At 47.4% G+C, this 26,118-nt stretch carries 21 protein-coding genes and 8 tRNA genes; 11 read left to right on the top strand and 18 right to left on the bottom strand.

The window, feature by feature from the left end; all coding sequences use genetic code 11:
* Positions 1–3: 3 nt before the first annotated feature.
* From rsxB to CBX96_RS06230, 8 genes are all read right to left on the bottom strand, one after another.
* Positions 4–585 carry an electron transport complex subunit RsxB gene (gene rsxB, locus CBX96_RS06265; protein ID WP_011626120.1) on the bottom strand — a complete coding sequence of 194 codons (582 nt, stop codon included), beginning with the start codon at positions 583–585 and terminating at the stop codon, positions 4–6.
* Positions 586–1,164 carry an electron transport complex subunit RsxA gene (gene rsxA / locus CBX96_RS06260; RefSeq protein WP_011622827.1) on the bottom strand — a complete coding sequence of 193 codons (579 nt, stop codon included), beginning with the start codon at positions 1,162–1,164 and terminating at the stop codon, positions 586–588.
* Positions 1,165–1,289: 125 nt separating this feature from the next.
* Positions 1,290–3,194, bottom strand: a complete 1,905-nt coding sequence (locus CBX96_RS06255; protein WP_109286095.1) for a GGDEF domain-containing protein — start codon at positions 3,192–3,194, stop codon at positions 1,290–1,292.
* A 205-nt stretch (positions 3,195–3,399) separates the two neighbouring features.
* Positions 3,400–3,475 (bottom strand) — tRNA-Asn (locus tag CBX96_RS06250).
* A gap of 47 nt (positions 3,476–3,522) precedes the next feature.
* Positions 3,523–3,598, bottom strand: a tRNA-Asn gene (locus tag CBX96_RS06245).
* A gap of 46 nt (positions 3,599–3,644) precedes the next feature.
* Positions 3,645–3,720 (bottom strand) — tRNA-Asn (locus CBX96_RS06240).
* A gap of 30 nt (positions 3,721–3,750) precedes the next feature.
* Positions 3,751–3,826: transfer RNA gene (locus CBX96_RS06235), tRNA-Asn, on the bottom strand.
* A gap of 46 nt (positions 3,827–3,872) precedes the next feature.
* Positions 3,873–3,948, bottom strand: a tRNA-Asn gene (locus CBX96_RS06230).
* 587 nt (positions 3,949–4,535) lie between these two features.
* Between CBX96_RS06230 and CBX96_RS06225 the strand changes: the two genes are divergently transcribed.
* Both CBX96_RS06225 and uvrB read left to right on the top strand, forming a co-directional pair.
* Positions 4,536–4,739, top strand: a complete 204-nt coding sequence (locus CBX96_RS06225; RefSeq protein WP_011622825.1) for a hypothetical protein — start codon at positions 4,536–4,538, stop codon at positions 4,737–4,739.
* Between the two features lie 711 nt (positions 4,740–5,450).
* Positions 5,451–7,472: an excinuclease ABC subunit UvrB gene (gene uvrB, locus CBX96_RS06220; RefSeq protein ID WP_109286094.1), complete on the top strand. Its 2,022-nt coding sequence runs from the start codon at positions 5,451–5,453 to the stop codon at positions 7,470–7,472.
* A gap of 141 nt (positions 7,473–7,613) precedes the next feature.
* Here uvrB and rrtA read toward each other — a convergent pair whose 3' ends face one another.
* Both rrtA and queC read right to left on the bottom strand, forming a co-directional pair.
* Complete coding sequence (gene rrtA, locus CBX96_RS06215) at positions 7,614–8,231, bottom strand: rhombosortase (protein ID WP_109286093.1); 618 nt, start codon at positions 8,229–8,231, stop codon at positions 7,614–7,616.
* Entirely contained in the window at positions 8,228–8,947 is a 720-nt protein-coding gene (queC, locus tag CBX96_RS06210) for a 7-cyano-7-deazaguanine synthase QueC (protein ID WP_109286092.1), read from the bottom strand. Before queC ends, rrtA begins: the two co-directional genes overlap by 4 nt.
* A 188-nt stretch (positions 8,948–9,135) precedes the next feature.
* Between queC and queE the strand changes: the two genes are divergently transcribed.
* Positions 9,136–9,804 (top strand): 7-carboxy-7-deazaguanine synthase QueE, encoded by a 669-nt coding sequence (queE, locus tag CBX96_RS06205; protein WP_109286091.1) that lies wholly within the window; start codon positions 9,136–9,138, stop codon positions 9,802–9,804.
* A gap of 180 nt (positions 9,805–9,984) precedes the next feature.
* Here the strand turns inward: queE and CBX96_RS06200 are convergent.
* From CBX96_RS06200 to CBX96_RS06190, 3 genes are all read right to left on the bottom strand, one after another.
* Positions 9,985–10,069 (bottom strand) — tRNA-Tyr (locus CBX96_RS06200).
* A 129-nt stretch (positions 10,070–10,198) separates the two neighbouring features.
* Positions 10,199–10,283: transfer RNA gene (locus tag CBX96_RS06195), tRNA-Tyr, on the bottom strand.
* Positions 10,284–10,322: 39 nt separating this feature from the next.
* Positions 10,323–10,407, bottom strand: a tRNA-Tyr gene (locus CBX96_RS06190).
* Positions 10,408–10,532: 125 nt separating this feature from the next.
* Here CBX96_RS06190 and CBX96_RS06185 point away from each other — a divergent pair.
* From CBX96_RS06185 to CBX96_RS06175, 3 genes are all read left to right on the top strand, one after another.
* Positions 10,533–11,021, top strand: a complete 489-nt coding sequence (locus tag CBX96_RS06185) for a VC2046/SO_2500 family protein (protein ID WP_109286090.1) — start codon at positions 10,533–10,535, stop codon at positions 11,019–11,021.
* Between the two features lie 238 nt (positions 11,022–11,259).
* A complete protein-coding gene (locus CBX96_RS06180; protein WP_109286089.1) occupies positions 11,260–11,547 on the top strand; it encodes a DUF406 family protein in 288 nt (95 codons plus the stop codon).
* Between the two features lie 188 nt (positions 11,548–11,735).
* The gene (locus CBX96_RS06175) at positions 11,736–13,919 is read left to right on the top strand and encodes a bifunctional diguanylate cyclase/phosphodiesterase (protein WP_109286088.1); all 2,184 of its coding nucleotides are present in this window, start codon (positions 11,736–11,738) and stop codon (positions 13,917–13,919) included.
* A gap of 79 nt (positions 13,920–13,998) precedes the next feature.
* On the opposite strand, the gene CBX96_RS06170 is transcribed toward CBX96_RS06175, so the two are convergent.
* Positions 13,999–14,493 carry a YchJ family protein gene (locus tag CBX96_RS06170; RefSeq protein WP_109286087.1) on the bottom strand — a complete coding sequence of 165 codons (495 nt, stop codon included), beginning with the start codon at positions 14,491–14,493 and terminating at the stop codon, positions 13,999–14,001.
* 27 nt (positions 14,494–14,520) lie between these two features.
* Positions 14,521–15,099, bottom strand: a complete 579-nt coding sequence (locus CBX96_RS06165) for a hypothetical protein (protein ID WP_011717111.1) — start codon at positions 15,097–15,099, stop codon at positions 14,521–14,523.
* A gap of 132 nt (positions 15,100–15,231) precedes the next feature.
* Between CBX96_RS06165 and smrA the strand changes: the two genes are divergently transcribed.
* Positions 15,232–15,822 (top strand): DNA endonuclease SmrA, encoded by a 591-nt coding sequence (smrA, locus tag CBX96_RS06160; RefSeq protein ID WP_089067744.1) that lies wholly within the window; start codon positions 15,232–15,234, stop codon positions 15,820–15,822.
* 170 nt (positions 15,823–15,992) lie between these two features.
* Here the strand turns inward: smrA and CBX96_RS06155 are convergent, their stop codons facing one another.
* Positions 15,993–17,855, bottom strand: a complete 1,863-nt coding sequence (locus tag CBX96_RS06155; RefSeq protein WP_109286086.1) for a M2 family metallopeptidase — start codon at positions 17,853–17,855, stop codon at positions 15,993–15,995.
* 219 nt (positions 17,856–18,074) lie between these two features.
* Between CBX96_RS06155 and CBX96_RS06150 the strand changes: the two genes are divergently transcribed.
* Both CBX96_RS06150 and CBX96_RS06145 read left to right on the top strand, forming a co-directional pair.
* Positions 18,075–18,713, top strand: a complete 639-nt coding sequence (locus tag CBX96_RS06150) for a TetR/AcrR family transcriptional regulator (RefSeq protein WP_011622813.1) — start codon at positions 18,075–18,077, stop codon at positions 18,711–18,713.
* A gap of 15 nt (positions 18,714–18,728) precedes the next feature.
* A complete protein-coding gene (locus CBX96_RS06145; RefSeq protein WP_109286085.1) occupies positions 18,729–21,008 on the top strand; it encodes an acyl-CoA dehydrogenase in 2,280 nt (759 codons plus the stop codon).
* Between the two features lie 128 nt (positions 21,009–21,136).
* Here CBX96_RS06145 and pyk read toward each other — a convergent pair whose 3' ends face one another.
* Positions 21,137–22,576: a pyruvate kinase gene (gene pyk, locus CBX96_RS06140; RefSeq protein ID WP_088212341.1), complete on the bottom strand. Its 1,440-nt coding sequence runs from the start codon at positions 22,574–22,576 to the stop codon at positions 21,137–21,139.
* Between the two features lie 184 nt (positions 22,577–22,760).
* A complete protein-coding gene (locus CBX96_RS06135; protein WP_011622810.1) occupies positions 22,761–23,615 on the bottom strand; it encodes a MurR/RpiR family transcriptional regulator in 855 nt (284 codons plus the stop codon).
* A gap of 312 nt (positions 23,616–23,927) precedes the next feature.
* Between CBX96_RS06135 and zwf the strand changes: the two genes are divergently transcribed.
* Both zwf and pgl read left to right on the top strand, forming a co-directional pair.
* On the top strand, positions 23,928–25,400 hold the full coding sequence (zwf, locus tag CBX96_RS06130; protein WP_011717106.1) for a glucose-6-phosphate dehydrogenase: 1,473 nt from the start codon (positions 23,928–23,930) through the stop codon (positions 25,398–25,400).
* Positions 25,401–25,409: 9 nt separating this feature from the next.
* On the top strand, positions 25,410–26,108 hold the full coding sequence (gene pgl / locus CBX96_RS06125; protein WP_109286084.1) for a 6-phosphogluconolactonase: 699 nt from the start codon (positions 25,410–25,412) through the stop codon (positions 26,106–26,108).
* Positions 26,109–26,118: the final 10 nt, after the last annotated feature.

Raw genomic sequence — 26,118 nt, 5'->3', positions numbered from 1 at the left:
CGCTTATCCTCTCTTTTCTTCGTGCGGGGTCTCTTGGATAAGAGTCACTGGAATGGCATTTAAGCGCCAGTTCCAGTTTTTCAGATTTTGGCCCACAGGGATCATATCGATACAGTCAACGGGGCAGGGCTCGACACACAGATCGCAACCTGTGCAGTCTGCCGTGAGCACGGTATGCATGAGTTTGCCAGCGCCAATAATGGCGTCGACAGGACAGGCCTGAATACATTTAGTGCAGCCAATACATTCATCTTCGCGAATGTAGGCGACTTTTTTGACTTGGGATTGGGCCTCGGCATTGAGCGGCTCTGGTTCTACACCCATTAAGCTGGCGAGCTTTTCCATGGTCGCAGTGCCGCCAGGCGGGCACTTGTTGACTTTATCGCCATTGGCAATCGCTTCAGCATAGGGGCGGCAGCCGGGATAACCACATTGACCGCATTGGGTTTGTGGCAGAATCGCTTCGAGTTCATCGACGATGGGATTACCTTCAACCTTAAATTTTAAGGCGGCAAATCCGAGTAATACCCCAAAGAACAATGCCAATAGGGTTAATAAAATAACGGCAATTAACATGGTGGACATCTATTTAACCAATCCTGTGAATCCCATAAAGGCCAAGGACATCAGCCCTGCGGTGATCATGGCAATCGCGCCGCCTTTGAAAGGCATAGGCACGTCGGCCGCAGCTAAACGTTCACGCATCGCGGAAAACAGAATTAACACTAAGGAAAAACCCACCGCTGCACCAAAACCATAGATAGCAGATTGAATAAAATCGTGTTTTTCGTTCACGTTTAACAGGGCAACCCCGAGTACGGCGCAGTTAGTGGTGATGAGCGGCAGATAGATACCGAGTGCGCGGTGTAAAGCCGCACTGGTTTTTTGCACTACCATCTCAGTAAATTGCACCACCACGGCAATCACCAGAATAAAGCTCATGGTACGCAGGTAACCTAAGTCAAAGGGCAATAACAGATATTGGTTGACGAGGTAACTGAGAATCGACGCTAAGGTCAACACAAAGGTCGTGGCCATAGACATGCCGATAGCGGACTCCAACTTGCTGGAGACCCCCATAAATGGACATAAACCTAAGAATTTCACTAAAACGAAATTGTTAACCAGCACTGTGCTGATCAACAACAGGAGATATTCACTCATCTGAATACTTGTCTAAACGGATCTTGGCCGTATTATCGACTTTTCCGTTTGCATAAACAACATATAGAATGCAGGGTTAACTATCTTTACTGTAAATTTGCGCGCTCCGTTAACCCTGCGCTGGCTTAAATTTGGTCAGTTAAGGTAATGGCTTGCGGTTGGGCAATATAATAGCCCTGCAGCCCATCGACGAGGAGTTTTTCTAGGGTCAGTTTTTCCTCCTGACGTTCGACACTGGTGGCGATAACACGAATGCCGATGCGTCTTGCCACATCCACCATCATCCGCACGAAGAACTTATTATTGCTGTCTTCATCGATTGATGAGGTGTAGCTGCCATCGAGCTTAATGTAGTCTGGGCGCACTTCGCTGAAGAATTTGAAGGAAGTAAAGCTCATCCCAAATCGCTCGATTGAGACCCGCGAACCGACACTGTGAACCTCACGGACGAACTTATAGCTGGCACCTAAATTGGCTTGCATACCGGACTCGTTGATCTCAAACACTAGACGTGAGGCGATATATCTGTGCTTGCCGAGAACATCTCGCAACCAGCCAACAAACAGTTCTTGATGGGCCGAAAAAGCGCTGATATTGATGCCAAAGTTACCGCTAATGGTCGGATTTTCTTTAAGCATTCTTAATGTGCTGATCACCACGAGTTTATCTAACTCGGTGCTCATACCGTGGCGCTCGGCCATGGCGATAACTGTGGTGGTGGGTAAAAACTTGCCTTCGCTGTTGTAAAAGCGTGCCAGTAACTCGCGGTAAACCTCGACATCATTGCGGCAAGGTTGAATGGGTTGTTGAAAAAATTTTAGCGCTTGGCGGCTAATTAAGTCGTTGATTGCCACTTTCCAACGATCGTCGCCAAACTGCTCGTCACCATTGAGTTTCTCTTGAATATGGAAACTGTTGGGGCCTAAGGTTTGGGCTATGCTCACGGCAGTGTCCGCCAAGGAGAGCAGGTTAACGGGATCTGTACCCTGTTGGTAAGGCACTAAACCAATGTGCGCCACGGATTCGGCTCTCGTCATCTGCTGGTATTCATCGAGGAATACTTTAAGTTGTTCTAAAAATTTAGGGCCGTCTTTTAACACTAAATCGGGTAAAAAGATCGCAAAATCGGCGCTGGAGACGCGGTAGCTTTCAGAATCGGGATATTTTGAACAGGCCTTACGAATGCAATTGGCGACGCTGGCTAAATAATCGTCACCGGCGGAGCGACCTTGTAATTGGTTCACATGGGAAAGCTCAGTCGCTTTAACCATGGCCAGCAGCCCAAGTTGCGGCACGCTGCGGTTACTAATGTTCTCCAACTTAGTGGTAAAACGCGGACGACTGCCAAATCCCGTGATCGGATCCTGATAAGCCACCTTATGCAGTTTCTGGTTTTCTTGGGTGAGGGTATCCATTTGCGATTTGAGCTGCAGCCGGCAGTCTTCGAGTGCCAATCTGACTGGTGTCATTTCACCATTGAGTTTGGAGGACTCAATGGCGGAAAAATTCATATCTGGAATGTGGGAAATATACTCAGCCGCATAACGGATAGCCGATCTTAACTTGTTGTTAAGCAATACAAACACAACCAAGAGTATTAGGTAGGTGAGTATCAATACTAAGCCGAGTTGCTGAGTGCTGCCGATAGCTGTCTCAATCGCTTGGTCGGCACTGAGTTTTACCTGCAAACGACCCGCGGCCAGTTTTTGTGTATGAGCTAAATCTAAGGCAAATAATCCAGAGAGTGGATGAGAACCCTGGGAATTGAGCTCACCTTGGGTGTAATTGAGCTGTCCATCGGTATCATCAATATATTGAAAAAACTGCAGTGGGTAATGGGCTGAAATAGTTTGATAGAGCTCGGCACCATTGCCTTGCCACTGGGAAAAATTACCCAAGTATTGTTTGAAGTTACTGAGCTCTTGTTGTTGCTGGACCTGGAGCTGGTTATTTTCGTTTTGATAAATCCAACCAAACAGCCCTAAAAAAATCAGCAATAAAAAGATGGGATATGATTTAGACATCGCCATAAAAATCCGCTCTCAAAGTGTCTCAGTATTACGGACAGAATATTAAATGAATGCTCAGTCAATATCCCTATCTGCGTGATGATACTCAAAATTTTGGTTAACAAGCAGATCACAGTGTAACTGTATTTGAGGCAAAACAGAAATGAAAAGCGATTAGTTTAACGGATCCATAAAGGAGGGGGTTTTGTGTATTGCGATAAGAAAGTGGCTCCCCTGACTGGACTTGAACCAGTGACATACGGATTAACAGTCCGCCGTTCTACCGACTGAACTACAGGGGAGTAGAGGGTGCGATATTGCTATCGACTTGAGATATCATCTTTTAAAATGGCTCCCCTGACTGGACTTGAACCAGTGACATACGGATTAACAGTCCGCCGTTCTACCGACTGAACTACAGGGGAGTAGATGATGCGATATTGCTATCGACTTTTACTTGTCTTGCGTTAGTGGCTCCCCTGACTGGACTTGAACCAGTGACATACGGATTAACAGTCCGCCGTTCTACCGACTGAACTACAGGGGAATCGTTTAACGCAACAGCTTGGTAATTAAGTGGCTCCCCTGACTGGACTTGAACCAGTGACATACGGATTAACAGTCCGCCGTTCTACCGACTGAACTACAGGGGAATCGTTAGTTACCTAACTGCGCCTCACTTTTATCGAGATTGAAATTTGGCTCCCCTGACTGGACTTGAACCAGTGACATACGGATTAACAGTCCGCCGTTCTACCGACTGAACTACAGGGGAATCGTTTCTCTCGTCTCGATGACTCGTTGAGAACGGAGCGCATAGTAAAACGCTCTGTGGGATGAGTCAACTCGAGTTACTAAAAAAAGTGTAATTATGCTGTTAAGTGCTCATCTAATGTGCATCGTGGTGCCAAAATCAGCATTTTGATGAAGAAATAACTTATGTTTTCGTAAGATAGCGTGTATTCATCTTAAAAACACTTGGGATTTTTCAGGGAGACAAAAAGCGCAAATAGACCTAGCTGGTTAAATTCTCAGCATTATTCTGGCGGGAGACCCATTTGATATTTCAAAAACCTCAGGCTTAAATAGATAAAGTGTATTTGAGTGGCAACGAATCGATGCTTTTGTGGTCAAAACCTTTACGCAGTCATGCTGCCACTCGCTTGGTAAGTCTTAACCTGATGCTTTAATTACTGAGCTCACAATATAAGATACTAATAATGAGGTGCTGACTACTTATAAAGTGCACATTATGCGGTAGGTATATTAGGCAGCACTGTAGCTTCCACTGGTTATCCCTAAAGCGACAGCGGGAAGCCCATCTCAGCCGAGTGGCAAAACACTTATCGAGAGGTGAAAACAATGGCAATGAGTCGATTAGAACAAGCAGAAGCGTTACTCGAGCAGCCCTTAACCTTAGATGTACTGCGTCAGTACCGTGAGTTGTCCATGCATTTAGATGATCCTGATTTTCAAAAAATCCAAGATTTAGCCGAAATCCTCTTTGTGGTTGCCTCTACGGACGAAGCGCTTTTTGCGGCCGCGCTTGCGGAAGACTTAATTTAAGTGCTAATCAAGTTATCCCTCGGTCATGAATATTCACTTTCTACTATTTTCTGCGAACAGATAGCCCCAATTCTACTGACTGATACTGATAAAGCGGAAAACGCTGTCATTTTATGCTGTAAAACACCAATAGAGGCGTAACAGCAGGAGATCAATCAGATTTTGTGAATGTTGTCAGTTGTAACAAGTAGTAACATTTATCAAATGTAATAAAATTACCAAACCCGACGAGCGCGCGAGCTAAGGGGGGAATAGTCCTCAATCCCGCATGGTTTCTCACTAATTTCGACTTATCAACAAATTCTGTGGATAACCCTGTGAGTTGCGGCTTGAAACAGGCGGCAAAGCCTTGCTGCACGTGCGATGGACTTAAATTGCACTATTTTGGCGATAAAAATTTAATAATATATTTATCAAATAGATATGAATTGCAAGCCTTATCTTTTTTGGTCTTGTTTGAGGTTGCAATTTTGTAAGCAAGTGAAAGTCGACTCTTGTGTATTAATTTGGCATTTCCCCTGTATTTTTGGGCGTTTTATCGCCAATTTGAGCATTAAAAGCTCGTGGTCAAAAAGTTTCATTTTCTGTCCATCAAACTGTCATTCAGATGGTTTAGGGCTTAATGCTCCCTTTGACTTCTAAAGGAGAACTGCTGGAGCTTAAAGGATGAGTTGATTAGAATGGGGCGACTAACCACAAGGATATGTTCGCGTGTCAGAATCTGTTTTTCAGCTTGAATCTCAATTTGCCCCCGCAGGGGATCAGCCCACGGCCATTGCCAAGTTGGTCGATGGCTTAGAATCGGGCCTAGCTTGCCAAACCCTATTGGGGGTAACGGGCTCGGGCAAGACATTCACTATCGCCAATGTGATCGCCCAACTGGGGCGCCCAACCATTATTATGGCGCCAAACAAGACGCTGGCGGCGCAGCTTTATGGCGAGATGAAAGAGTTTTTCCCCAATAATGCGGTGGAATACTTTGTCTCCTATTACGATTATTACCAGCCAGAAGCCTATGTGCCCGCATCGAACACCTTTATTGAAAAGGATGCGTCGGTTAACGCCCATATCGAGCAAATGCGACTCTCGGCGACTAAAGCCTTGTTGGAGCGTAAGGATGTCGTCTTGATTGCCTCTGTATCGGCAATTTACGGTCTGGGCGATCCCGATTCCTACATGAAGATGCTTTTGCATCTACGCCAGGGCGATACCATGGGGCAGCGGGATATTCTTAAGCGCTTGAGTGAGTTGCAATATACTCGCAACGATCTCGAGTTGCAGCGCGGTACTTTCCGCGCCCGTGGTGAAGTTATCGATATTTTCCCCGCCGATTCTGACCGCTACGGGATTCGAGTCGAACTCTTTGACGATGAAATTGAACGCTTAAGCGAGTTTGACCCGTTAACGGGGCAAATTGTTAAACGTATCGCGCGCACCACTGTTTATCCGAAAACCCACTATGTGACGCCGCGGGAAAAAATTCTCGAAGCGACCGAGTCAATTAAACAAGAGCTGCGCGAGCGTAAGCAGTATCTGCTCGACAACAATAAGTTGATTGAAGCCCAGCGGATCCATGAGCGGGTGCAATACGATATTGAGATGATGGTCGAGCTGGGCTATTGCTCCGGTATTGAAAACTACTCCCGCTATTTGTCGGGTCGTGCACCGGGTGAAGGTCCGCCAACTTTGCTCGATTATTTACCCGCCGATGGTTTGTTGATTATCGACGAGTCCCACGTCACTGTGCCACAAATTGGCGCTATGTATAAGGGTGACCGCTCCCGTAAAACCACGCTTGTGGAATATGGCTTCCGTTTACCCTCGGCGCTGGATAACCGGCCGCTGAAGTTTGAAGAGTTTGAGCAATTGATGCCGCAGACCATTTATGTGTCGGCAACACCAAACCCTTACGAACTGGAAAAGAGTGGTGGTGAGATTGTTGAGCAAGTTGTTCGGCCAACGGGTTTGCTCGATCCCGAGTTAGAAGTGCGCCCGGTTAGCATTCAAGTGGATGATTTACTCTCCGAGGTCGCCAAACGCGTCGCCGTCAACGAGCGGGTGCTTGTCACCACTCTAACCAAGCGCATGTCGGAGGATTTAACCGAATACCTCGATGAGCACGGCGTCAAAGTCCGTTATTTGCATTCGGATATCGATACCGTAGAGCGGGTGGAGATCATTCGCGATCTGCGCCTCGGTAAGTTTGATGTGCTGGTCGGTATCAACTTGCTGCGTGAAGGTTTAGACATGCCCGAAGTTTCCTTAGTCTGTATTCTCGATGCGGATAAGGAAGGCTTTTTACGTTCGGAACGTTCGCTTATTCAGACCATAGGTCGCGCCGCGCGTAACGTCAATGGTAAGGTTATCCTCTATGCGGATAGGATCACCCAGTCGATGGCCAAGGCGATGGGTGAAACCGAGCGTCGCCGCGAGAAACAACACGCCTACAACCTTGAGCATGGCATAGTGCCAAAAGGCGTGGTCAAGCGCATTACCGATGTGATGGATATCGACGATGGCAGAGACACTGAAAAGGGCTATAGCCCATCGTCACTGGGTAAAGTGGCGGAGCCTAAAACCAAACGTTATCAAGCCGATGCGGCGCAGCTCAGCCATGATATCGACAAGTTAGAGAAGCAAATGCATGAACATGCGCGTAACTTGGAGTTTGAACAGGCTGCGGCCTTGCGCGATGAGGTGAAACGGCTACGGGAGTTGTTGATCACAGCCTAACAAAATCTAAGTATTAGCTGAGGTAGACTCAGGACTTTGATGCTAATTAAACTGATCCCAAGCTTCTCTACTTAATAAAAAAGCCGCCAACATAACAAGTTGAGGCGGCTTTTTTGTATGGATTAATCAAACTTTGGGGTATTAGCGCTGCGTTTCCTTGGCGAATCTGCTTCGTTGGTACACAAACACCATAAGCGCGCAGACTAAGCCGCAGATCAGGCCGACTAAATGCGCCTCGGTGGCCACGCGAGCACCAATCATTGCGGTCACATCATCACTGGCGCCATAGAACTGTTCATGGCCGACTTTAACTATCACCCCGATCAGCAACAAATAACCCGAGCGCATTTTACGGCGTATATCCTGCACAGCACCAAACGTAAAAAGGCCGTGTAACATGCCGCTCAGCCCGACATAGCCTAAGAGTTGCGGATAACCCAGATAAAGGCCAATGCCTTCAAACAGACAAAGTAGGATAAACAGCGCGGTTAATCCGTTAAGTCGATAATGAAAGTGGTGCAAAAACAACACTACCCATAATCCCGCTAGGTTCATCAGCAGGTGCCAATGATTGGTATGCAGCAGATTGCCTGTGATCAGACGCCACCACTGGCCGTCACCGATGGCGCTGCGGCGATAGGCGAGCAGGTTATCTATGCTCGGGGTAAAAAGCCCCGCAACATACAAGAGCGCGCAGAGCAGACTGACGATAAGCGCCAGCCAATAGGGGCCGAGTTTTTTTAACGTCACCAGTCTCACGCCTGCGGTTTACCGGTTTCAGTTGTCTTGTCGAGTGAGGCCATCACCTCTGCTTTATTTTGCAGGTAATCCTCTAAGCCTCGTTTGCGAAGATGGCAGGCTGGGCAAGCACCGCAACCATCGCCGACAATGCCGTTATAACAGGTTAGGGTATGGTGGCGAACTAAATCGAGCTGCTGGTATTTATCGGCCAGCGCCCAAGTTTGGGCTTTGTTGAGCCACATTAATGGGGTGATGATTTCAAACTTTTTATCCATGCCTTGCACCAGTGCCGATTCCATCGCGCGCACAAAGTCGTGGCGACAGTCGGGATAACCGGAAAAATCGGTTTCGCAGACACCGGTGATAATCGCCTCCGCCCCTAATTGGTAAGCGTAGATCCCCGCCAAAGTCAAAAACAGGATATTACGACCGGGCACAAAGGTATTGGGCAAGCCATTTTCCATTAATTCGTGGGACACGGGGATCGCATCTCGGGTAAGGGCAGAAATCGCTAACTCATTGAGTAAGCTCACATCCATCACTTTATGGCTAGTGATCTTTAAGCGCTTGGCGAGGGATTTAGCAACTTCAATTTCTTCACGGTGACGCTGACCATAATCGAAGGTGATCCCGTGGACTTCATCAAACTGAGTTAAGGCTTGAATAAGACAAGTCGTTGAGTCTTGTCCGCCACTGAAAACCACTACCACCTTTGAAACTGATGCTGCTGACATAGGATCCACTTAAATTGACACATAAAATAGGGCGTAAGTGTAACTCAGGCGCTAGGGCTTGCAAACTCTTTGCTGGCGCGTGGCGACGGGGATGCGGCACTTGGTATCACAATGGCTGAGGCGGTAAAAACTTGCAGCTGCAGCTAAAATCCTCTATAAATGCCGCCCCAGAAAAACGGAACGCTAGCATGAATTACCCAGTCAACGAAGTCTTTGAAACCATTCAAGGTGAAGGTGTCTTTACCGGAGTGCCCGCCATTTTTGTGCGTTTACAGGGTTGCCCTGTGGGATGTGCTTGGTGTGATACCAAACAGACTTGGGATCTGCTTGAGGAAAATAAGGTGTCACCCGAACAAGTGATCACCGTCGATGGCTCCGTGGGGCGCTGGGCTAATCATACGGCGCAGAGTCTTATTGAGGCGTTCAACGTTAAGGGTTACACGGCGCGCCATGTGGTGATCACAGGTGGTGAGCCTTGTACGTACGATCTGAATGAACTAACTCACGCGCTTCATGCTGCCGGTTTTGCTACTCAAATCGAGACCAGTGGCACCTTTGAGGTGAAGTGCGATGCTGATACTTGGGTAACTGTCTCGCCCAAGATCAATATGAAAGGTGGCTATAAGGTGTTAGCGCAGGCCTTGATCCGCGCCAACGAGATTAAGCACCCGATAGCGACCGAAAATCATATTGACGAACTCGATGAGTTACTCAAAGGGATTGATGTGTCAGCGAAAACAATTTGTCTGCAACCGATCAGCCAAAAACCAAGGGCGACGGAATTAGCCATGAAGGTGTGTATTGCCCGCAACTGGCGTTTATCGATTCAGACCCATAAGTACTTGAATATCGATTAATCGCCACTTAGCGCTATGCACTTTTCTTTAACGCTCCGAATGGGGCGTTTTTTATCAGCAAAATTTATGGATTAAAGACAATCGTTTTAACTAAGCGATAAAAATAACTTTGAATAAGCTGAAGTGCTAGAAAGAAAACTTGGGGAATAAAGCGGTATAAAGAGTGATATGAGAAAGAAGTGGTGGAGGGAGAAGGATTCGAACCTTCGAAGGCGGAGCCGTCAGATTTACAGTCTGATCCCTTTGGCCACTCGGGAACCCCTCCACATATTTTCTTCAACTTTTTGTCTGACTCATCGAGTCTGATTTAAAAGTTATCTTAAATCTTGGCCGGATTTAAGGGTAAAGCAAGTTTACAGCGAACTAACGATTTTCGAACCATACAAGATAAAAGTGGTGGAGGGAGAAGGATTCGAACCTTCGAAGGCGGAGCCGTCAGATTTACAGTCTGATCCCTTTGGCCACTCGGGAACCCCTCCACGAGTATCTTTTATAGCATCGCTAATTGTTAGTGCAAATGGTGGAGGGAGAAGGATTCGAACCTTCGAAGGCGGAGCCGTCAGATTTACAGTCTGATCCCTTTGGCCACTCGGGAACCCCTCCTCAATTGCGGCCGCCATAGTAGTCAGAAACGTTTGGCATGTAAAGTCTAAATATGAAAATTTTCCTAAAGTTCTGGTTCAACTGGTCGATTAACTAACAACGAGTTGTTTTAATGATGTTTTTTTATGCAGATCGATGTTCCTTTAATCAACGAAGCCCAAATTGGCTCCCGCTTAAATGCGGCAATCGAACACAACAGGCGAGGTGAGTTCGCCCTGTTGCTGTCGCTATTGTCTGCAGACGCGAGGGACATGGCGCAGTTTCAATGGAAAAAAGAGCTCGATAATGCTGAAAAATTACAACGCCAGTTTGAGTTACCCCCAAAGCAAGCGCTTGTGGCGGATTTATCGACGGATAACAAGGTTACCGACAATAGTGCTGTTTTTGCCGAGCAAGGGGCGAGGGCGTTTCAACTGCAACAGGCATTGCGCCCAGAGGCATTAGTGATCCGCGGTGGTGAGCCTATCGCGATGGCCGAAGCCTTAAGCAATTGCGATCTCACCACACGTCTGCGCCAACGTGGCCAGTTGCCATCCCCGAAAATGGACGTCATGCATTTTGCCGATCAACTGGCGATTCAACGTAACTTAGTGCCGTTATTGGCCAGCGCCTAACGAGTATGTCGTCTTGCTTTCTAATCGCTATCGGGCTATTAAGCAAGATGCTGTCTTTAAAAGCACAGGTTGGGATTAAAGGAACTTGTTGGCCAAATAGCCGTCAACTGTGTCGATGCACAATAATAAGCGTGAGCTAAAGCTGAGTCTCTGCCGCCACTGTTACCTATAATAAGGCGTTAATGATGCTGGTTTAAGTTGATGCATCACCCTTAGAGCGATTAGAGAGGAAAAACAGATGAAAGGTATCATTGCAGGACAAGCGGCTACCGTAAACGACACTTGCACCGATTGCGGCAGTTTTGTGGATATTGGCGCTGTGATTGACGAGCAGGATACAGTGCTGGAGTTATCCTTCGCGGGTGCAGAGGCTGAGGTCGAAGCGACTAAGATGTTGGAGCGGGCTCAAGCGCGTTTTAGCCAAACCCAAGGGAATATTGTGCAGGGTGAAGCGGGTGTTACCCTCAAGCTGGTCTTCGATGTGAGTGTCGAGAAAATGATTTTCCAATTAGAGAATGGCCTATGATGCAAGCGACTGTGAGCACCGTTAGCGTTATTTTGTAATAAAGTGTGGCCGATGTTGCTGTTTTAAATGTAGATAGTGTAATCTGCATCAACAAAAATAAAGATAAATAGGCTCTATTAACACGCTTCTTTAGTGTGTTAGTCGCAGCAGTACCGTTTTACCCAACACGAAGTTTTGTAGGGATCAGAGTGAAGCGACGTCAGCATCAGCATTTATTAGAGTCTTTAGTGCATTCCACGGCTAAACAGCAGGGTGATTTTACTAAGACCGCGGAGTTAGCCACTGAGCTACTTTGCCAAAATTTAGCCGTTTCTCTGGTGTCGGTATGGATTTTTTCCGCCGATCAATCGAGTCAATCCCTGGTAGCGCAATTTGGCGCTATGGCCCTACAAGACACTTACCGTCCTTCGCAGTTGCAGACGCTGCCACGCTATTTAGATGAACTCAAAAATCATCGCCATATCGATGCGAGTAATACGCTTATCGATCCGCGCTTGACAGAGTTAGTCGATAACTATTTTATCCCTCGGCAAATTTTATCTAGTCTCGAGATTGGCATTCGCATTAATGGCCATCTCGAAGGCGTGCTTTGCCTTGAGCGAGCGCAACTGACTCACCATTGGCACGACAGCGAAATTCACCTTGCCTGCCAAATGGCCGATCAACTGGCCCTCACGCTGGCCACCAAACATACCTATGACAAAGAAGAGCGCTTAAGCCTGTTTCGCTGTGCCACAGAGCAGTCTCGTCAAATGAGCATGCTGATTAACCTGCACACCGAAAAAGTGGAATACGTTAACCAAGCCCACGAGGAGATCACCGGCTTAGCGCGTGAAAAAAGCATAGGCACCAATTTACGCGAGTTAAGTTTCTTTAAGCAGCACAGTGAATTAGCCGAGCAGACCTTGGCTAAAATTTTCAGAGGCGAGCAGGCCAAAGGCGAAGTGCAATTTAATCGAGCCGATGGCAGTCGCTACTGGCTCAAGTATGTGGTCAGCCAATTTATCACCGATCGCGGCAATCATTACGCCTTAGTCTCCGGCGAAGAAAGCACAGATGAGCACAACTATAAGGCGGAGCTTGAGCGTTTAGCTTGGCGTTGTAGCCTCACTGGGCTGAATAATCGCAGTCACTTCAATCGCGTATTGGAGCGCACCACCAATGGATTGTTGCTGTTGGTCGATTTAGTCGCCTTTAAGCGTTTCAACGATACCTATGGCCACGAAAATGGCGACAGCTTGCTGATTGAAATTGGCCGGCGCTTAAAACATTTCTCTGAAATTAATAAGGCGACGGAAATTGCCCGCGTCGGTAGCGACGAGTTTGCCGTGTTGCTCACCGATGATAACGCGGTTTACGATCTGGATTATTTCAGTACCCGCCTATATCAGCATTTAGCCATGCCGATTTTAATTGGTCGTGAGCAAATCGAACCTAAACCTGCACTAGCGGTTGTCGATATCGCCTCGGTGGCCAATCTGTTCGCGCCGCTGACCTGCGCCGATATTGCGGTGCAATACGCGAAGAAGAAAAAGGGCACCGCTATTCAAGTGTTTAACAGCACCTTGCTCAGCGCCTTTAAGGAAGATGCGCAAATCGAGCGTGATTTGCATAGCGCGATTCGCGGCCGTCAATTTGAACTTTATTATCAGCCCTTACGGGATCTGGAGCAGAAAACCTATATCGGTGCCGAAGCGTTGATCCGTTGGCATCACCCGAAAAAGGGTGTGCTGTATCCCGGCGCCTTTATCGATATTGCCGAGCAATCTGGGATGATCAACGCCATTGGCAGTTGGGTACTCGAGGCCGCGTGCCGACAATTAAATATTTGGCAGCACCATAATGCCGATTTAAGCATGCATGTTAACGTGTCGGCGCGGCAGTTTTTTAGCGGAAACCTGTATGAGCAAGTCTGGCAACTGCTGACGCGCTATCGTTTAAAGCCTAAAACCCTGATCCTTGAGATCACCGAGACGGAATTGATGGGCGACATTCGCCATGCCACGCTCTTATGTCAGGAATTGGCAGAGCTGGGTGTGGGACTGGCTATCGATGACTTTGGTACGGGTTACAGCTCGATGCGCTATCTTAAACAATTCCCGATCAGTAAGTTAAAAATCGACCGCTCCTTTATCTCCGATCTCACCATTAGCCGCGAAAGCCAAGAAATTGTCTCGGCCATTATTGCGATGGCGAGTGCGCTCAATATTTCCTTGACCGCAGAAGGGGTTGAAACCGCCGAGCAGGAAGCATTTTTGGCCAAGAGTTTTTGCCATCAGGCGCAGGGGTATTTATACAGTCCTGCGTTGAGAGAGCCCGAATTTGCGCAATTCTTATTGGCGGCAAAAGAACCTAATCTTGTGACGCATTAACCAGTTAGATTAGTCGTACAGGTGATATAAAAACAAAAGGCAATCAATAGATTGCCTTTTGTTTTATCTGTGGACTTGGTTAACCCTTCATGCAGCACTGCTTAAACTTTTTACCGCTGTGGCAGACGCAAGGATCATTACGCCCCGGTAATTTGGCATGCATTTGATGGCCTTTAGTGTAAAACCAACGACCTTGCTCGAAGATAAACTCAGAGCGCTCGTAAATGGCATCAATCTCGCCACTCATTTTATACCAGGCCTTAAAGGTCACGATGCCGAGCTGACTGCCATCGGGCTGGGTAGTGTCATTGGCGGATAACACATCGAGCCCTAACCATTGGGGATGTGGACCTTGTTGGAGCTGTTCAAGGGTTAAGCCATCGAGGTAAGCTGCATGGTGTGTTTTGATAATGTAATCAAAATTTTTCAACACAAAGGCGCAATAGCGAGAGCGCATTAATTGCTCAGGGCACGTCGCCAGTTGTGCTCCTGAACCGAGCCCTAGATGCAGTATTTGACAGCAATCTTGATAGATTTTTGGGCTGCCGCAAGGGCAGGTTTTGTCGTGTGTCATAATGGTAATGCTTTAAAGTATAATAGATTACTGCTTTTTCTTTTGGCTGTCCGGTAACGGTGGGAATTGGCGACCATAGTAAAGATTGGGTACAGGTTTGGCATTCAAATAGAAACTGGGTTCGGCACGGTTATTCATATCCAGTGTGACGTTCCAGCGCTGCTGAGAGTCTTTTTGGGTGCCAATCACAAATTTGCCAGCAAATTCACTCACTGGTTCGCCGGTTTCTTCAGCGGGGTAAAAACGCACTAAATAGTAGCCAGTGTCGAACGCGCTGTTGCCCGAAAGCTTACGGTTGAGCACCCGGAAATCGATATCGATACGGGCCTTTTTATTGCGGATTTTATCGAAAAAACGTTGGTAAATAGCAACGATACTGTCGCGGCCATAATAGATTTCTTTACTTTGGCTTTCAGAGAGATAGCTTGCATCTTTCGCATAAATCTCTGCGGTGACTTCGGGGGCAAGCTCAGTAAATGCTTTAGTGAACAGCGGATAATTAGCATTGATCAGCTGATCGGTTGTCATGGTTGTTTTGGCTTTTGCGGGAGTTGCAAAACTTGGAAGCGACAATAGGCATATCAGGGCTAGCAGCAAAAATCTCATTACATTATTCTAATCAAGCATTCATGGCGCCACTATAATGGAGGTGCCCGCTGAACTAAAGGGTTGAATGTTTACAAAGTGTGTTTCTGTTCTAAAAGTGCACACTGAGCGTTAAGAGTGGAGGAGCTTGCCATGCTAGATGATGAATCAGCACTGTTTTTTGAAGAAATGGCGGGGGTTGTGCCACTTAAGGGTGATGTGAAAGCGGTGAATTTGCAGCCTAAGGCACTAACGGAGGAGCAACTTCAGCGCCGTGATGCGTTGCAACGCGAGGCTTATTTAGCCTGTATGCCCTTGGATTTGAGTTTGATCCCGATAATAGCGCCCGATGATATTGCCAGTTTTAAGCGCGAAGGGGTGCAAGGGGCAGTGTTTAAGCGCTTAAGGCTAGGGCAGTACAGCATTAAGATGGAATTAGATGTACATGCCTACCGTTTAAGTCAGGCCCGTGATGCGTTGCTCAATTATCTGTTAGCGGCGCAGGCCCATGGGGAACGCTGCGTCATGCTTATCCATGGTAAGGGTCATAACAGTAAACCCGTGGCAGGCCTGTTGAAATCTGCCGTCTGCCATTGGTTGTCTCAACTTGATATGGTGCTGGCCTATCATTCGGCGAAAACCGAGCAGGGCGGCACGGGCGCCTTGTATGTGATGCTCACTAAATCCGAACAGCTTAAGATTGAGAACAAAGAGGCAAATCGTAAGGGAATGGGTTGGCGTTAATAGGTTTGTGAACGCATTGATTTTATCTGATTGATACTCGCGTTCGTTATTAATGCCGAAGCTTAAAAAGAAAATGCCCAACATCGTTGGGCATTTTTATCGGTTACATTTTCACACCTAAGAGCCTAGGTGTTACTTACGTTAGAGGCTTCATTCCGTCTTGGTTTTAATTACCAACCACATTGACGATTCGCCGCCGTGTTTTGCTCATCGAGCCAAGTTTTAAGCGGCGCAAAATAATCGAGTACGGCTTTGGCATCCATTCCCTCAGTACCTGTCACTTCTTTTAAAGCAACTGGCCAAGGTTGGCTTGCACCCAGCTCTAACATTTTATTGAGTTTTTCCCCTGCGGCTTGATTGCCATAAATACTGCATCTGTGTACAGGTCCTTTATCGCCGGCGGTATCACACAGTGCCTTATGGAACTGGAATTGCAGAATATGCGCGAGGAAGTAGCGCGTATAAGGCACGTTACCGGGCACATGATATTTGGCACCTGGATCAAAATCGGCTTCGCTGCGATCCGTTGGCGCCTTAACGCCTTGGTATTTCTCTCTTAATTCCCACCAGGCTTGGTTATACTGCGCAGGAGTGATTTCACCGCTAAAGACTTTCCAGCGCCACTGGTCAATCATCAAACCAAAGGGCAGGAAGGCGATTTTATCTAAAGCTTGTTTCAGCAGTAAGCCAATATCCTTGGAAGCATCGGGCACGTCTTCGAGCAAACCAATCTGTTTTAGATAGCTTGGGGTAATAGATAGCGCGATCGTGTCACCAATGGCCTCATGGAAACCATCATTGGCACTGTTTTTAAACAGGAAAGGCTGCTGTTTATAGGCACGTTGATAGAAGTTGTGTCCAAGCTCGTGGTGAATAACGGTGAAGTCTTCAGCGGTTTTCTGGATACACATCTTGATGCGAATATCGTCGAGGTTATCCAAATCCCACGCCGATGCATGACAAACGACATCACGATCCTTGGGTTGCAAGAATAAAGATCGACTCCAGAAACTATCTGGCAGCGGCGCAAAGCCTAATGAGGTGAAAAAGCTTTCGGCCTGTTTAACCATCTTGTGTTCATCATAGCCTTTCTGCTCGAGCAACTCCGTCACATCATAGCCAGGATCGGCATCGTCAGGGGCGACGAGATCGTACACATTACCCCATTGTTGCGCCCACATATTTCCCAGTAAGTGGGCGGGAATAGGGCCGGTTTTCGGCGCGATGGCGTCACCGTATTCGTTATTCAGCTCGCCGCGAACATAACAATGCAGGGACTCGTATAGAGGCTTAACTTGACCCCATAAACGGTCTAATTCCTGTGAAAATTCATCGGGTTTCATATCGTATTGGCTGCGCCATAACTCAGAGAGGTTAGCGTAACCTAGATCTTTTGCACCTTCGTTGGCGAGTTCAACTTCACGTTGAAATAGTGGGCGCATCGGTTTTGCAATTTCACGCCAGCCTTTCCATGCCTCAAGCAGTTTGGCTGGGTCACGCGATTCCGCCATCAGGCTCGACAGCTCAGGCTGGGTCATACATTTGCCATCGGCGAAACAGTATTTGCCTTTACCATAGAGTCCATTGAGCTCGGAGCTGATTTGTGCCAGCTCAGCATTTTTGGCGGGATCAAGCGGCGCAGGTAACACGAGTGCGCTGCGCAAAATGTTCAGTTTGCGCGCATTGGCTGGATCGAGTTCCACATTGGCGTATTTGGCGGCTTCGGTGGCGAATTTGACCGACGCAGCACTGACTTTTTCACCGACTGCGGCCGAGAGTGCAGCTGTATCTTCGGTGATGAAGTTACTGTAAATCCATTCGGCGCGATTCGCTTCGATAGAGAGCTGCGCCATGTGGGCTTCTGCATCTTGAATAAAGGCGATGGCCTGAGCTTTATCGGGCGCGGCCTGAGCTACAGCCGGTGCTGCTGCAGTGGTCTCGGCCTTGCTTTGGGCATCATTACAGGCGGTTACGCCTAAGGTTAGCGCTATGGTGAGCGCAAGAGTGGTGGGACGATTCAATAGAATAGCCATGTATTGCAGTCCTTTGTTGTTTTTGTGTTAAGCATTCTACCTAAGCACAGTGTTTTTTGCACAGGACTTGATGACTTTTCATGGTTTTTTTGCAACGGATGTGAGTGGCCTGTTAATCGATGTCAGCAAGGCGCAGCTTATTTGGCCATTTTTCGTTTGACAACTACCATACCAATGTTTAATTTAAACGAGTGTTTTAAATTAATTCAAGGTCACGGAATGGCAAGTCGATCCGATACAAAAACTAGAATACTTGATGCCGCAGAGAAGCTATTTGCCGAAAGGGGGTTTTCTGAGACGTCATTGCGACTTATCACGAGCAAGGCGGAGGTTAACTTAGCCTCGGTGAACTATCACTTTGGCTCTAAAAAAGAGTTAATCCGCGCCGTGTTAGCCCGCTATTTAGACGTATTTATGCCCGCCGCATCGACGGCCATAAAACGTTTACATACTGCGCCAACACAGGCTTCGTTAGAGGAGATTTTCTCTGCGTTAGTCGATCCATTATTGGATTTGAACGAGCTGCGCACCGAAGGCACGACAATTTTCCTACAATTGCTGGGTCGCGGTTACATTGAAAGCCAAGGGCACTTGCGTTGGTTTATCACCACCCATTATGGGCAGCATTTAGACACCTTTGTAAAAGCTGTTTCGGCCAGTGCACCGCATATTCCTCCTGCTGAAATGTTTTGGCGCTTACACTTTACCCTAGGCACGATTGTTTTCACCATGGCGTCAGCCGATGCGCTCAATGATATTGCCGCGGCCGAATTTGGTGAGCATAACGACATCGAAGCCGTGATCCGTAAAGTGATCCCCTACATGGCTGCGGGCGTATCAGTCCCCGTGGCTTCTTAATAAAAGGTCTTGATTATGTTGACGATTATAATTATTGCCCTGATTGCGATTATTGCGCTGTTTGCAGTAAAAAGCCTTCGGATGCAATTTATCACCCAGCCTGTGTTCCACTTCTTTAAAAAAGTATTGCCGCCATTATCCGATACCGAGCGCGAAGCGATGGAAGCGGGTGATGTGTGGTGGGAAGGCGAGTTATTCCGTGGTAACCCAAACTGGAATACCCTGCACAGCTACGGTAAACCAACCCTGACGGCTGAAGAGAAAGAATTTATCGATAATCAGGTTATGACCGCCCTGAAGATGATCGATGATTTCGACATTGTGCATAATCGTAAGGATTTGCCACCAGAGCTGTGGGACTACTTTAAAAAAGAAGGCTTCTTTGCACTGATCATCCCGAAAAAGTTTGGTGGTCGTGCGTTTTCTGCCTACGCCAACTCGACGATTGTGAGTAAATTAGCCAGCCGCAGTGTGAGTGCCGCGGTCACTGTGATGGTGCCAAACTCATTAGGCCCAGGTGAGCTTTTGACTCATTATGGTACCAAAGAGCAAAAGGAGCGCTGGTTACCTGCATTAGCCAAGGGTGATGAGATCCCATGTTTTGCATTAACTGGTCCTGAAGCCGGTAGTGATGCGGGCGCTATCCCCGATGTGGGTATTGTTTGCCGTGGTGAGTTTAACGGCGAAGAAGTTTTAGGCCTTAAATTAACCTGGGACAAGCGTTATATCACCCTCGCACCAGTGGCAACCGTATTAGGTTTAGCCTTCCAGATGCGCGACCCTGATGGTTTGCTTGGCGATAAAAAGAATTTAGGTATTACCTGCGCTTTGATCCCAACCGATCATCCTGGTGTGATCATTGGCCGTCGTCATAATCCGCTAAACATGGCATTTATGAACGGGACCACTAAGGGCGAAGAAGTCTTTATTCCGCTGGATTGGATCATCGGTGGTCCTGAGTTTGCGGGCAGAGGCTGGCGTATGCTGGTTGAATGTTTATCGGCGGGTCGCGGTATTTCTCTGCCTGCATTGGCTACGGCCTCTGGCCATATGGCGACCAAAACCACAACGGCTTACAGCTATGTGCGTCATCAATTTGGTATGGCGATTGGCAACTTTGAAGGTGTGCAAGAAGCGCTGGCGCGCATTATCGCCAATACCTATCAATTGGAAGCGGCGCGCCGTTTAACCACTACGGGGATTGATCTTAAAGTTAAACCCTCAGTGGTGACGGCAATTGCTAAATTCCACATGACTGAACTTGGCCGTGCGGTGATGAACGATGCGATGGATATTCAGTCGGGTAAGGGCATCCAATTAGGACCTAAAAACTACTTAGGCCACCCTTATATGTCGAATCCGATTTCGATTACCGTTGAAGGGGCGAACATTTTGACGCGTTCCTTGATGATCTTTGGTCAAGGTGCGACTCGTTGCCATCCATATGTGTTGGCCGAAATGGAAGCCGCGGCGATGGAAAACGAGCATGATGCGCTTGAGCGTTTCGACTCGCTGTTAATGGGCCATATGGGTTACGCCACTCGCAACGCGTTCAGTGCCTTATTCAACGCCTTGACTGCCAGCCGTTTCGGCAGTGCGCCAGTAAGCGGCGAAACCAAGCAATATTACAAAGACATGTCGCGCATTTCATCGGCATTAGCCTTGATGACAGATATTTCAATGCTGATCATGGGCGGCGATTTGAAGCGTAAGGAAATGTTGTCGGCACGTATGGGGGATGTGTTAAGCCAGCTGTACTTAGGCTCAGCCACCTTAAAACTGTTTGAAGACAATGGCCGTCAACAGGATGATTTACCTGCGGTGCGTTATGTGATGGCAAATCGCTTGCACTTAGCGGCTAAAGCGCTTGAAGAAGTGATCCGTAACTTCCCGAACCGCCCATTTGCATGGTTGCTACGCGCGCTGATTTTCCCCATCGGCAACCATTTCAATGCGCCTAGCGATAAAATGGCGACTGAATTGGTCTCTGGCATGTTAAAACCAAGTCCTGCCCGTGAACGCATTACTTTCCTATGCCCTGAGTTTGAAGGCGATGTCGGTGGTATTGCTGAGGTTGAACAGGCCTTCGTGGCGCAATATGCCTGTAAAGAGATTTACAAGAAGCTCAAGAAAGCACAACGCGCCGGTGAGTTACCTGCCAAAGTGCCTAACTTAGTGTTATTTGCTAAAGCGCTGGAGCAGGGCACTGTGACTCAAGATGAGCATCAAAAGCTGTTACATGCCGATAAGCTGCGCTTAGCGGCCATCAATGTGAATGATTTTGAAGCCCTTTAATCGGGTCTGCTAGCACGATTGAAATGACAAGATATAAAAAAACCACCTCAATTGAGGTGGTTTTTGTTTTTAAGCTTAATGACAGTTAGCCTTACTTTGTACGTCTAGCTAACGCCAATCAGCAAAAATTATGCAACGATCAACACTTTACAAGTGTTAGTGCCGCCGATAGTTTCCATCGCATCGCCCTTGGTCATTAATACCAAGTCGCCACTCTGTAGATAACCCGCCGTTGTTAATGATTCCAACGCTTTTTGCGCTAACTCATCGGCAGGATAAATGGTTGAGTCGAAGTAAATCGGTAACACACCACGGTACAGTGCCATCTTCGCCAGCGTTGTCTCATGGCGTGATAAACCAAGGATGGGTAAAGATGAACTGATACGTGACATCAGTTTAGGTGTTGCGCCAGACTCAGTTAAAGCAATAATTGCTTTCACGCCTTCTAAGTGGTTAGCAGCATACATAGTCGATAGTGCAATCGTTTCTTCAACTGAAGTAAAACGTGCATCTAATCTGTGCTTAGACACTTTCACGCTTGGGTGTGATTCGGCACCGATACACACATTCGCCATCGCCTTAACGGTTTCTTCTGGGAAGTCACCTGCAGCAGTTTCGGCAGACAACATCACAGCGTCTGTACCATCGAGCACGGCGTTGGCAACGTCCATGACTTCTGCGCGAGTTGGCATTGGGCTCGAAATCATTGACTCCATCATTTGAGTCGCAGTGATCACGATTTTATTCAGTTGACGAGAGCGCGCGATAAGCTTCTTCTGCACTGCAACCAGTGCCGCATCACCAATCTCAACCCCTAAGTCACCACGGGCAACCATGACTACGTCAGAGGCTAAAATCACATCATCCATCGCTTCTTCGCTAGCAACGGCTTCAGCACGTTCTACTTTTGCGACGATCAGTGCATTGCTGCCAGCTTGTTGCGCTAAAGAACGGGCATATTCCAGATCGGCGCCGCTACGTGGGAAAGACACAGCTAAGTAATCCACTTGGATCATGGCCGCAGTCAGAATGTCTGCCTTGTCTTTTTCAGTCAGTGCCGCTGCAGATAGACCACCACCTTGTTTGTTGATCCCTTTATTGTTCGATAGAGGGCCTGCAACGGTAACAGTCGTGTGCACTTTACGACCTTCAACGCGCTCAACACGCAGTTGAACACGGCCGTCGTCGAGCATCAGGATATCGCCAACATTCACATCGTCTGGCAATTGCTTGTAGTCGATACCAACTTGATTCTCATCGCCTTCGCCTTTACCTAACTCGGCATCCAGAATGTAGGCTTGACCTAAGTTCAGTTGAACTTTCTTGTTGTCTTTAAAGGTAGATACACGGATCTTAGGACCTTGTAAGTCACCTAAAATAGCAACATGGACACCTAATTCTTTTGCAATTTCGCGAGCTTGAGTCGCGCGTTTGAGATGATCTTCGGGGGAGCCGTGGGAGAAGTTAAGACGAACAACGTTTGCACCTGCCGCGATAATACGGCGTAAGTTATCGTCACGGTCAGTGGCGGGGCCCAGAGTGGTGACGATTTTGGTTCTGCGGAACATAAGATACTCCGTTAAAGTTAAAAAATCTTGGGGCTATATTACCATGCAATTCCAAATTATGTAGTAAAGTTACAATCAAATTGATCTAAAGTTATGTTTCAAATTTGTGAGGTATCGCTGAAATTTGCTTTAAAAAAGGCTAGACGGACGATTTGCACTAGCCTTTTTTAAGATAGGAAGTGAATTACAGTATCGGATCTTTATTGATACGAGACTCTTTCAACACTTCTTTCACACGTTTTAAATTGTCACGGAAACGCGGGCCGCGGCGTAGGGTAAAGCCAGTCGCCAATACATCTATAGTCACCAATTGCGCTAAACGCGAGGCCATTGGTAAATACATATCGGTATCTTCAGGCACTTCCATCGTCACGGGCAGTGTACATTCCATAGATAACGGTGAGTTACGAGCTGTAATACCAATCACAGCTGCGCCGTTTTCTCTCGCTAAACGCGCTATTTCAATCAATGATTTAGTGCGACCTGTATGGGAAATCAGCACCACAACGTCGCCTTCATTGCTGTTAATACAGCTCATGCGCTGCATCAGAACATCGTCAAAACAGATGACAGGCACATTAAAACGGAAAAATTTATTCTGGGCATCATGGGCAACGGAGGCCGAAGCGCCTAAGCCAAAGAAGGAAATAGTTTTGGCTTGAGTCAGAATATCCACGGCTTTGTTGATGGCAGTGACGTCTAAGCTTTGACGTGCTGTATCTAAGGAAGCCATTGATGATTCGAAAATTTTTGTGGTGTAAGACTCTGGAGAGTCATCTTCTTCCACATGGCGGCTCACATAAGGCGTACCGTTTGCGAGACTTTGCGCCAGATGTAACTTAAAATCAGGAAAGCCTTTAGTATCTAAGCGGCGACAGAAACGGTTCACAGTAGGTTCACTCACATCTGCCATCTTAGCCAGAGTGGCAATACTGGAGTGAATAGCTGTTTGCGGAGAGGCTAAGATCACCTCTGCAACCTTGCGTTCTGACTTACTAAAATGGGTGAGGCTTTTTTGAACCTTTTCTAGGGTATTCATACGCGTACGTCCGCTAAATTGAGAATGTAATTTTATTTATTTTTGTTTAGTGCTGCTGATCTGTTTCAGGATCTCACTAATCGACACTGCTTAAGTAAGTTTTAAGTACATTTTTGAAATAAGAATTTACTATCATCAGTAATTTAAGCACAAAAAGCATATCAGATTTATGCCCTAGGTGCCTAGTTAGCAAGAATGTTAATATTGATAAAAATAGATGCATTTAACAAATTCTGTTGTTATATTACAACAAAAGTGTGGATTTCTTCATTGGCTTGAAGGGACACGACATACAAAGGAGAGCGTAACGCAATGGGCAAAACAACATCAGGCGCCAAAGCTTGTGACTTCGTACTCTTTGGTACTAAAGGCGACTTGGCACGACGCAAGTTGTTACCTTCTTTATACCAGCTAGATAAAGCTGAACTTCTGGATAAAAACACCAAAGTCATTGGGGTTGCCAAAGATGAGTTCAGTCAGGATGAATTTAGAGAACTCGTCATCCTTGCGTTAAAAACCTTCGTAAAAGAAGCCCTCTGCGAAGAGACTGTCCAACGCTTCTTGTCCCGCTGCCATTATGTCGGCACGAATTTCACCGAATCAGCAGGCTACAGCGCCTTCCATGAATTGCTCAAACCTGAAGAGCGCGTCATGGTCAGTTATTTTGCTACCCCTCCTGCGATTTTTGGCGATATCTGCCGCTGTTTACACGAACAAAACCTTATCCATAGCGATTCTCGCGTGGTACTCGAAAAGCCCATTGGCTCTGACCTTGCTTCTTCCCGCGTGATTAACGATCAAGTTTCTGCCTACTTTAAAGAAAACCAAGTTTATCGTATCGACCATTACTTAGGTAAAGAGACGGTCCAAAACCTGATTGCGCTGCGTTTCGCTAACTCGTTATTCGCGTCTAAATGGGACAACCGGACCATTGACCATGTGCAGATCACCGTTGCTGAAGAAGTGGGTATCGAAGGCCGTTGGGGTTACTTCGATAAAGCCGGTCAGATGCGCGATATGATCCAAAACCACTTACTGCAAGTGTTGACACTGGTTGCCATGGATCCTCCGGTTAACTTAGATGCCGACAGTATTCGCGATGAAAAAGTGAAGGTACTGAAGTCGCTGCGCCCAATCAATGCTGACAATGTGTATGAGAACACTGTCCGTGGTCAGTACAGTGCAGGCTTCCTAAAAGGCAGTCCAGTGCCAGGCTATTTAGAGGAAGAGGGCGCTAACCTTCAGTCCCACACCGAAACCTTTGTGGCGCTGCGTGTCGATATCGACAACTGGCGTTGGGCTGGCGTGCCATTTTATCTGCGTAGCGGTAAACGCATGCCGTTCAAGAGCTCTGAAATTGTGGTGTATTTTAAAAACCCACCCCACAACTTGTATCGCTCAAGCTACCGTAACTTGCCACCTAACAAGTTAACCATCCGTCTGCAACCACATGAAGGGGTTGAGATCCAGATGATGAACAAGGTGCCGGGGCTAGAGCAGAAGCAACGTTTACAAACCACTAAACTCGACTTGAGTTTCTCGGATACCTTTAAAAATGAGCGTATCGCCGATGCTTACGAGCGTCTGTTGCTCGAAGCCATGCTCGGTAACCAAGCACTGTTCGTTCGCCGTGACGAAGTAGAGCAGGCTTGGACTTGGGTGGATGGCATCATCCAATCATGGGAACAAAGTAACGAGAAACCGAAACCTTATCCTGCGGGCACTTGGGGACCTGTGGCGTCGGTCGCGCTGATCACCAAAGACGGCCGTTCGTGGGACGAATAGGGGGCTTCGATGATTAAAGAAACCGTATTTAAATCCTTTGATACACCCGCAGCGCTCGAGCAACAGTTGGCGAATAAGATCGCCAGTCAGTTGCAAGAGGCTGTGGATGCCCGAGGTAAGGCAAGCTTAGTCGTCTCCGGCGGCTCAACACCGCTGAAACTGTTTGAGCTCCTCAGCATGAAATCCATCGATTGGAGTGATGTTTATGTCACGCTCGCCGATGAGCGCTGGGTAGATGTGGAAGACAGTGCATCGAATGAGCGGTTAGTGCGTGAACATTTACTGCAAAACCGCGCGGCCAATGCCAAGTTCCGTGGATTAAAGAACATGTTTTCCACTGCCGAAGCGGGCGCCGATATGACCGCCGAGTCGCTGTCTAATTTTCCGCGTCCCTTCGATGTAGTGGTGCTCGGTATGGGCAATGATGGTCACACTTGCTCATGGTTCCCTTGCAGCACCGAGTTAAATGATGCCTTGAGCACTCAAGCCCTGTGTGTGGCAACCAATCCCACCACGGCGCCCCATGGCCGGATCACATTATCTAAGAATGCGATCCTCAATAGCAGACAGATTTATCTGCATTTGGTCGGGGAACAGAAATTATCCGTATATCGTCAAGCCTTAGAAAATGATGATGTTAATGCTATGCCCATCAGAGCCGTATTAGCGCAGCGTAAAACGCCCGTTGACGTGTTCTGGAGCGCTTAAGGAGTCACTC

Origin of the sequence: Shewanella sp. BC20, from assembly GCF_003129585.1 — a bacterium.
GTDB lineage: Bacteria > Pseudomonadota > Gammaproteobacteria > Enterobacterales > Shewanellaceae > Shewanella > Shewanella seohaensis.
The sequence above is the reverse complement of the archived record's forward strand: the minus strand, read 5'-3'. Positions and strand labels throughout refer to the sequence as shown.

Bases quoted from the DNA above. Each gene is read 5' to 3' on its own strand.
- queE (WP_109286091.1), top strand. From the start codon at position 9,136: ATGAATTACCCAGTCAACGAAGTCTTTGAAACCATTCAAGGTGAAGGT.
- queC (WP_109286092.1), bottom strand. From the start codon at position 8,947: ATGTCAGCAGCATCAGTTTCAAAGGTGGTAGTGGTTTTCAGTGGCGGA.
- smrA (WP_089067744.1), top strand. From the start codon at position 15,232: ATGCTAGATGATGAATCAGCACTGTTTTTTGAAGAAATGGCGGGGGTT.
- CBX96_RS06225 (WP_011622825.1), top strand. From the start codon at position 4,536: ATGGCAATGAGTCGATTAGAACAAGCAGAAGCGTTACTCGAGCAGCCC.
- CBX96_RS06150 (WP_011622813.1), top strand. From the start codon at position 18,075: ATGGCAAGTCGATCCGATACAAAAACTAGAATACTTGATGCCGCAGAG.
- CBX96_RS06145 (WP_109286085.1), top strand. From the start codon at position 18,729: ATGTTGACGATTATAATTATTGCCCTGATTGCGATTATTGCGCTGTTT.
- rsxA (WP_011622827.1), bottom strand. From the start codon at position 1,164: ATGAGTGAATATCTCCTGTTGTTGATCAGCACAGTGCTGGTTAACAAT.
- CBX96_RS06155 (WP_109286086.1), bottom strand. From the start codon at position 17,855: ATGGCTATTCTATTGAATCGTCCCACCACTCTTGCGCTCACCATAGCG.
- CBX96_RS06180 (WP_109286089.1), top strand. From the start codon at position 11,260: ATGAAAGGTATCATTGCAGGACAAGCGGCTACCGTAAACGACACTTGC.
- zwf (WP_011717106.1), top strand. From the start codon at position 23,928: ATGGGCAAAACAACATCAGGCGCCAAAGCTTGTGACTTCGTACTCTTT.
- CBX96_RS06165 (WP_011717111.1), bottom strand. From the start codon at position 15,099: ATGAGATTTTTGCTGCTAGCCCTGATATGCCTATTGTCGCTTCCAAGT.
- rsxB (WP_011626120.1), bottom strand. From the start codon at position 585: ATGTCCACCATGTTAATTGCCGTTATTTTATTAACCCTATTGGCATTG.
- CBX96_RS06185 (WP_109286090.1), top strand. From the start codon at position 10,533: ATGCAGATCGATGTTCCTTTAATCAACGAAGCCCAAATTGGCTCCCGC.
- CBX96_RS06170 (WP_109286087.1), bottom strand. From the start codon at position 14,493: ATGACACACGACAAAACCTGCCCTTGCGGCAGCCCAAAAATCTATCAA.
- CBX96_RS06255 (WP_109286095.1), bottom strand. From the start codon at position 3,194: ATGGCGATGTCTAAATCATATCCCATCTTTTTATTGCTGATTTTTTTA.
- pgl (WP_109286084.1), top strand. From the start codon at position 25,410: ATGATTAAAGAAACCGTATTTAAATCCTTTGATACACCCGCAGCGCTC.
- CBX96_RS06135 (WP_011622810.1), bottom strand. From the start codon at position 23,615: ATGAATACCCTAGAAAAGGTTCAAAAAAGCCTCACCCATTTTAGTAAG.
- pyk (WP_088212341.1), bottom strand. From the start codon at position 22,576: ATGTTCCGCAGAACCAAAATCGTCACCACTCTGGGCCCCGCCACTGAC.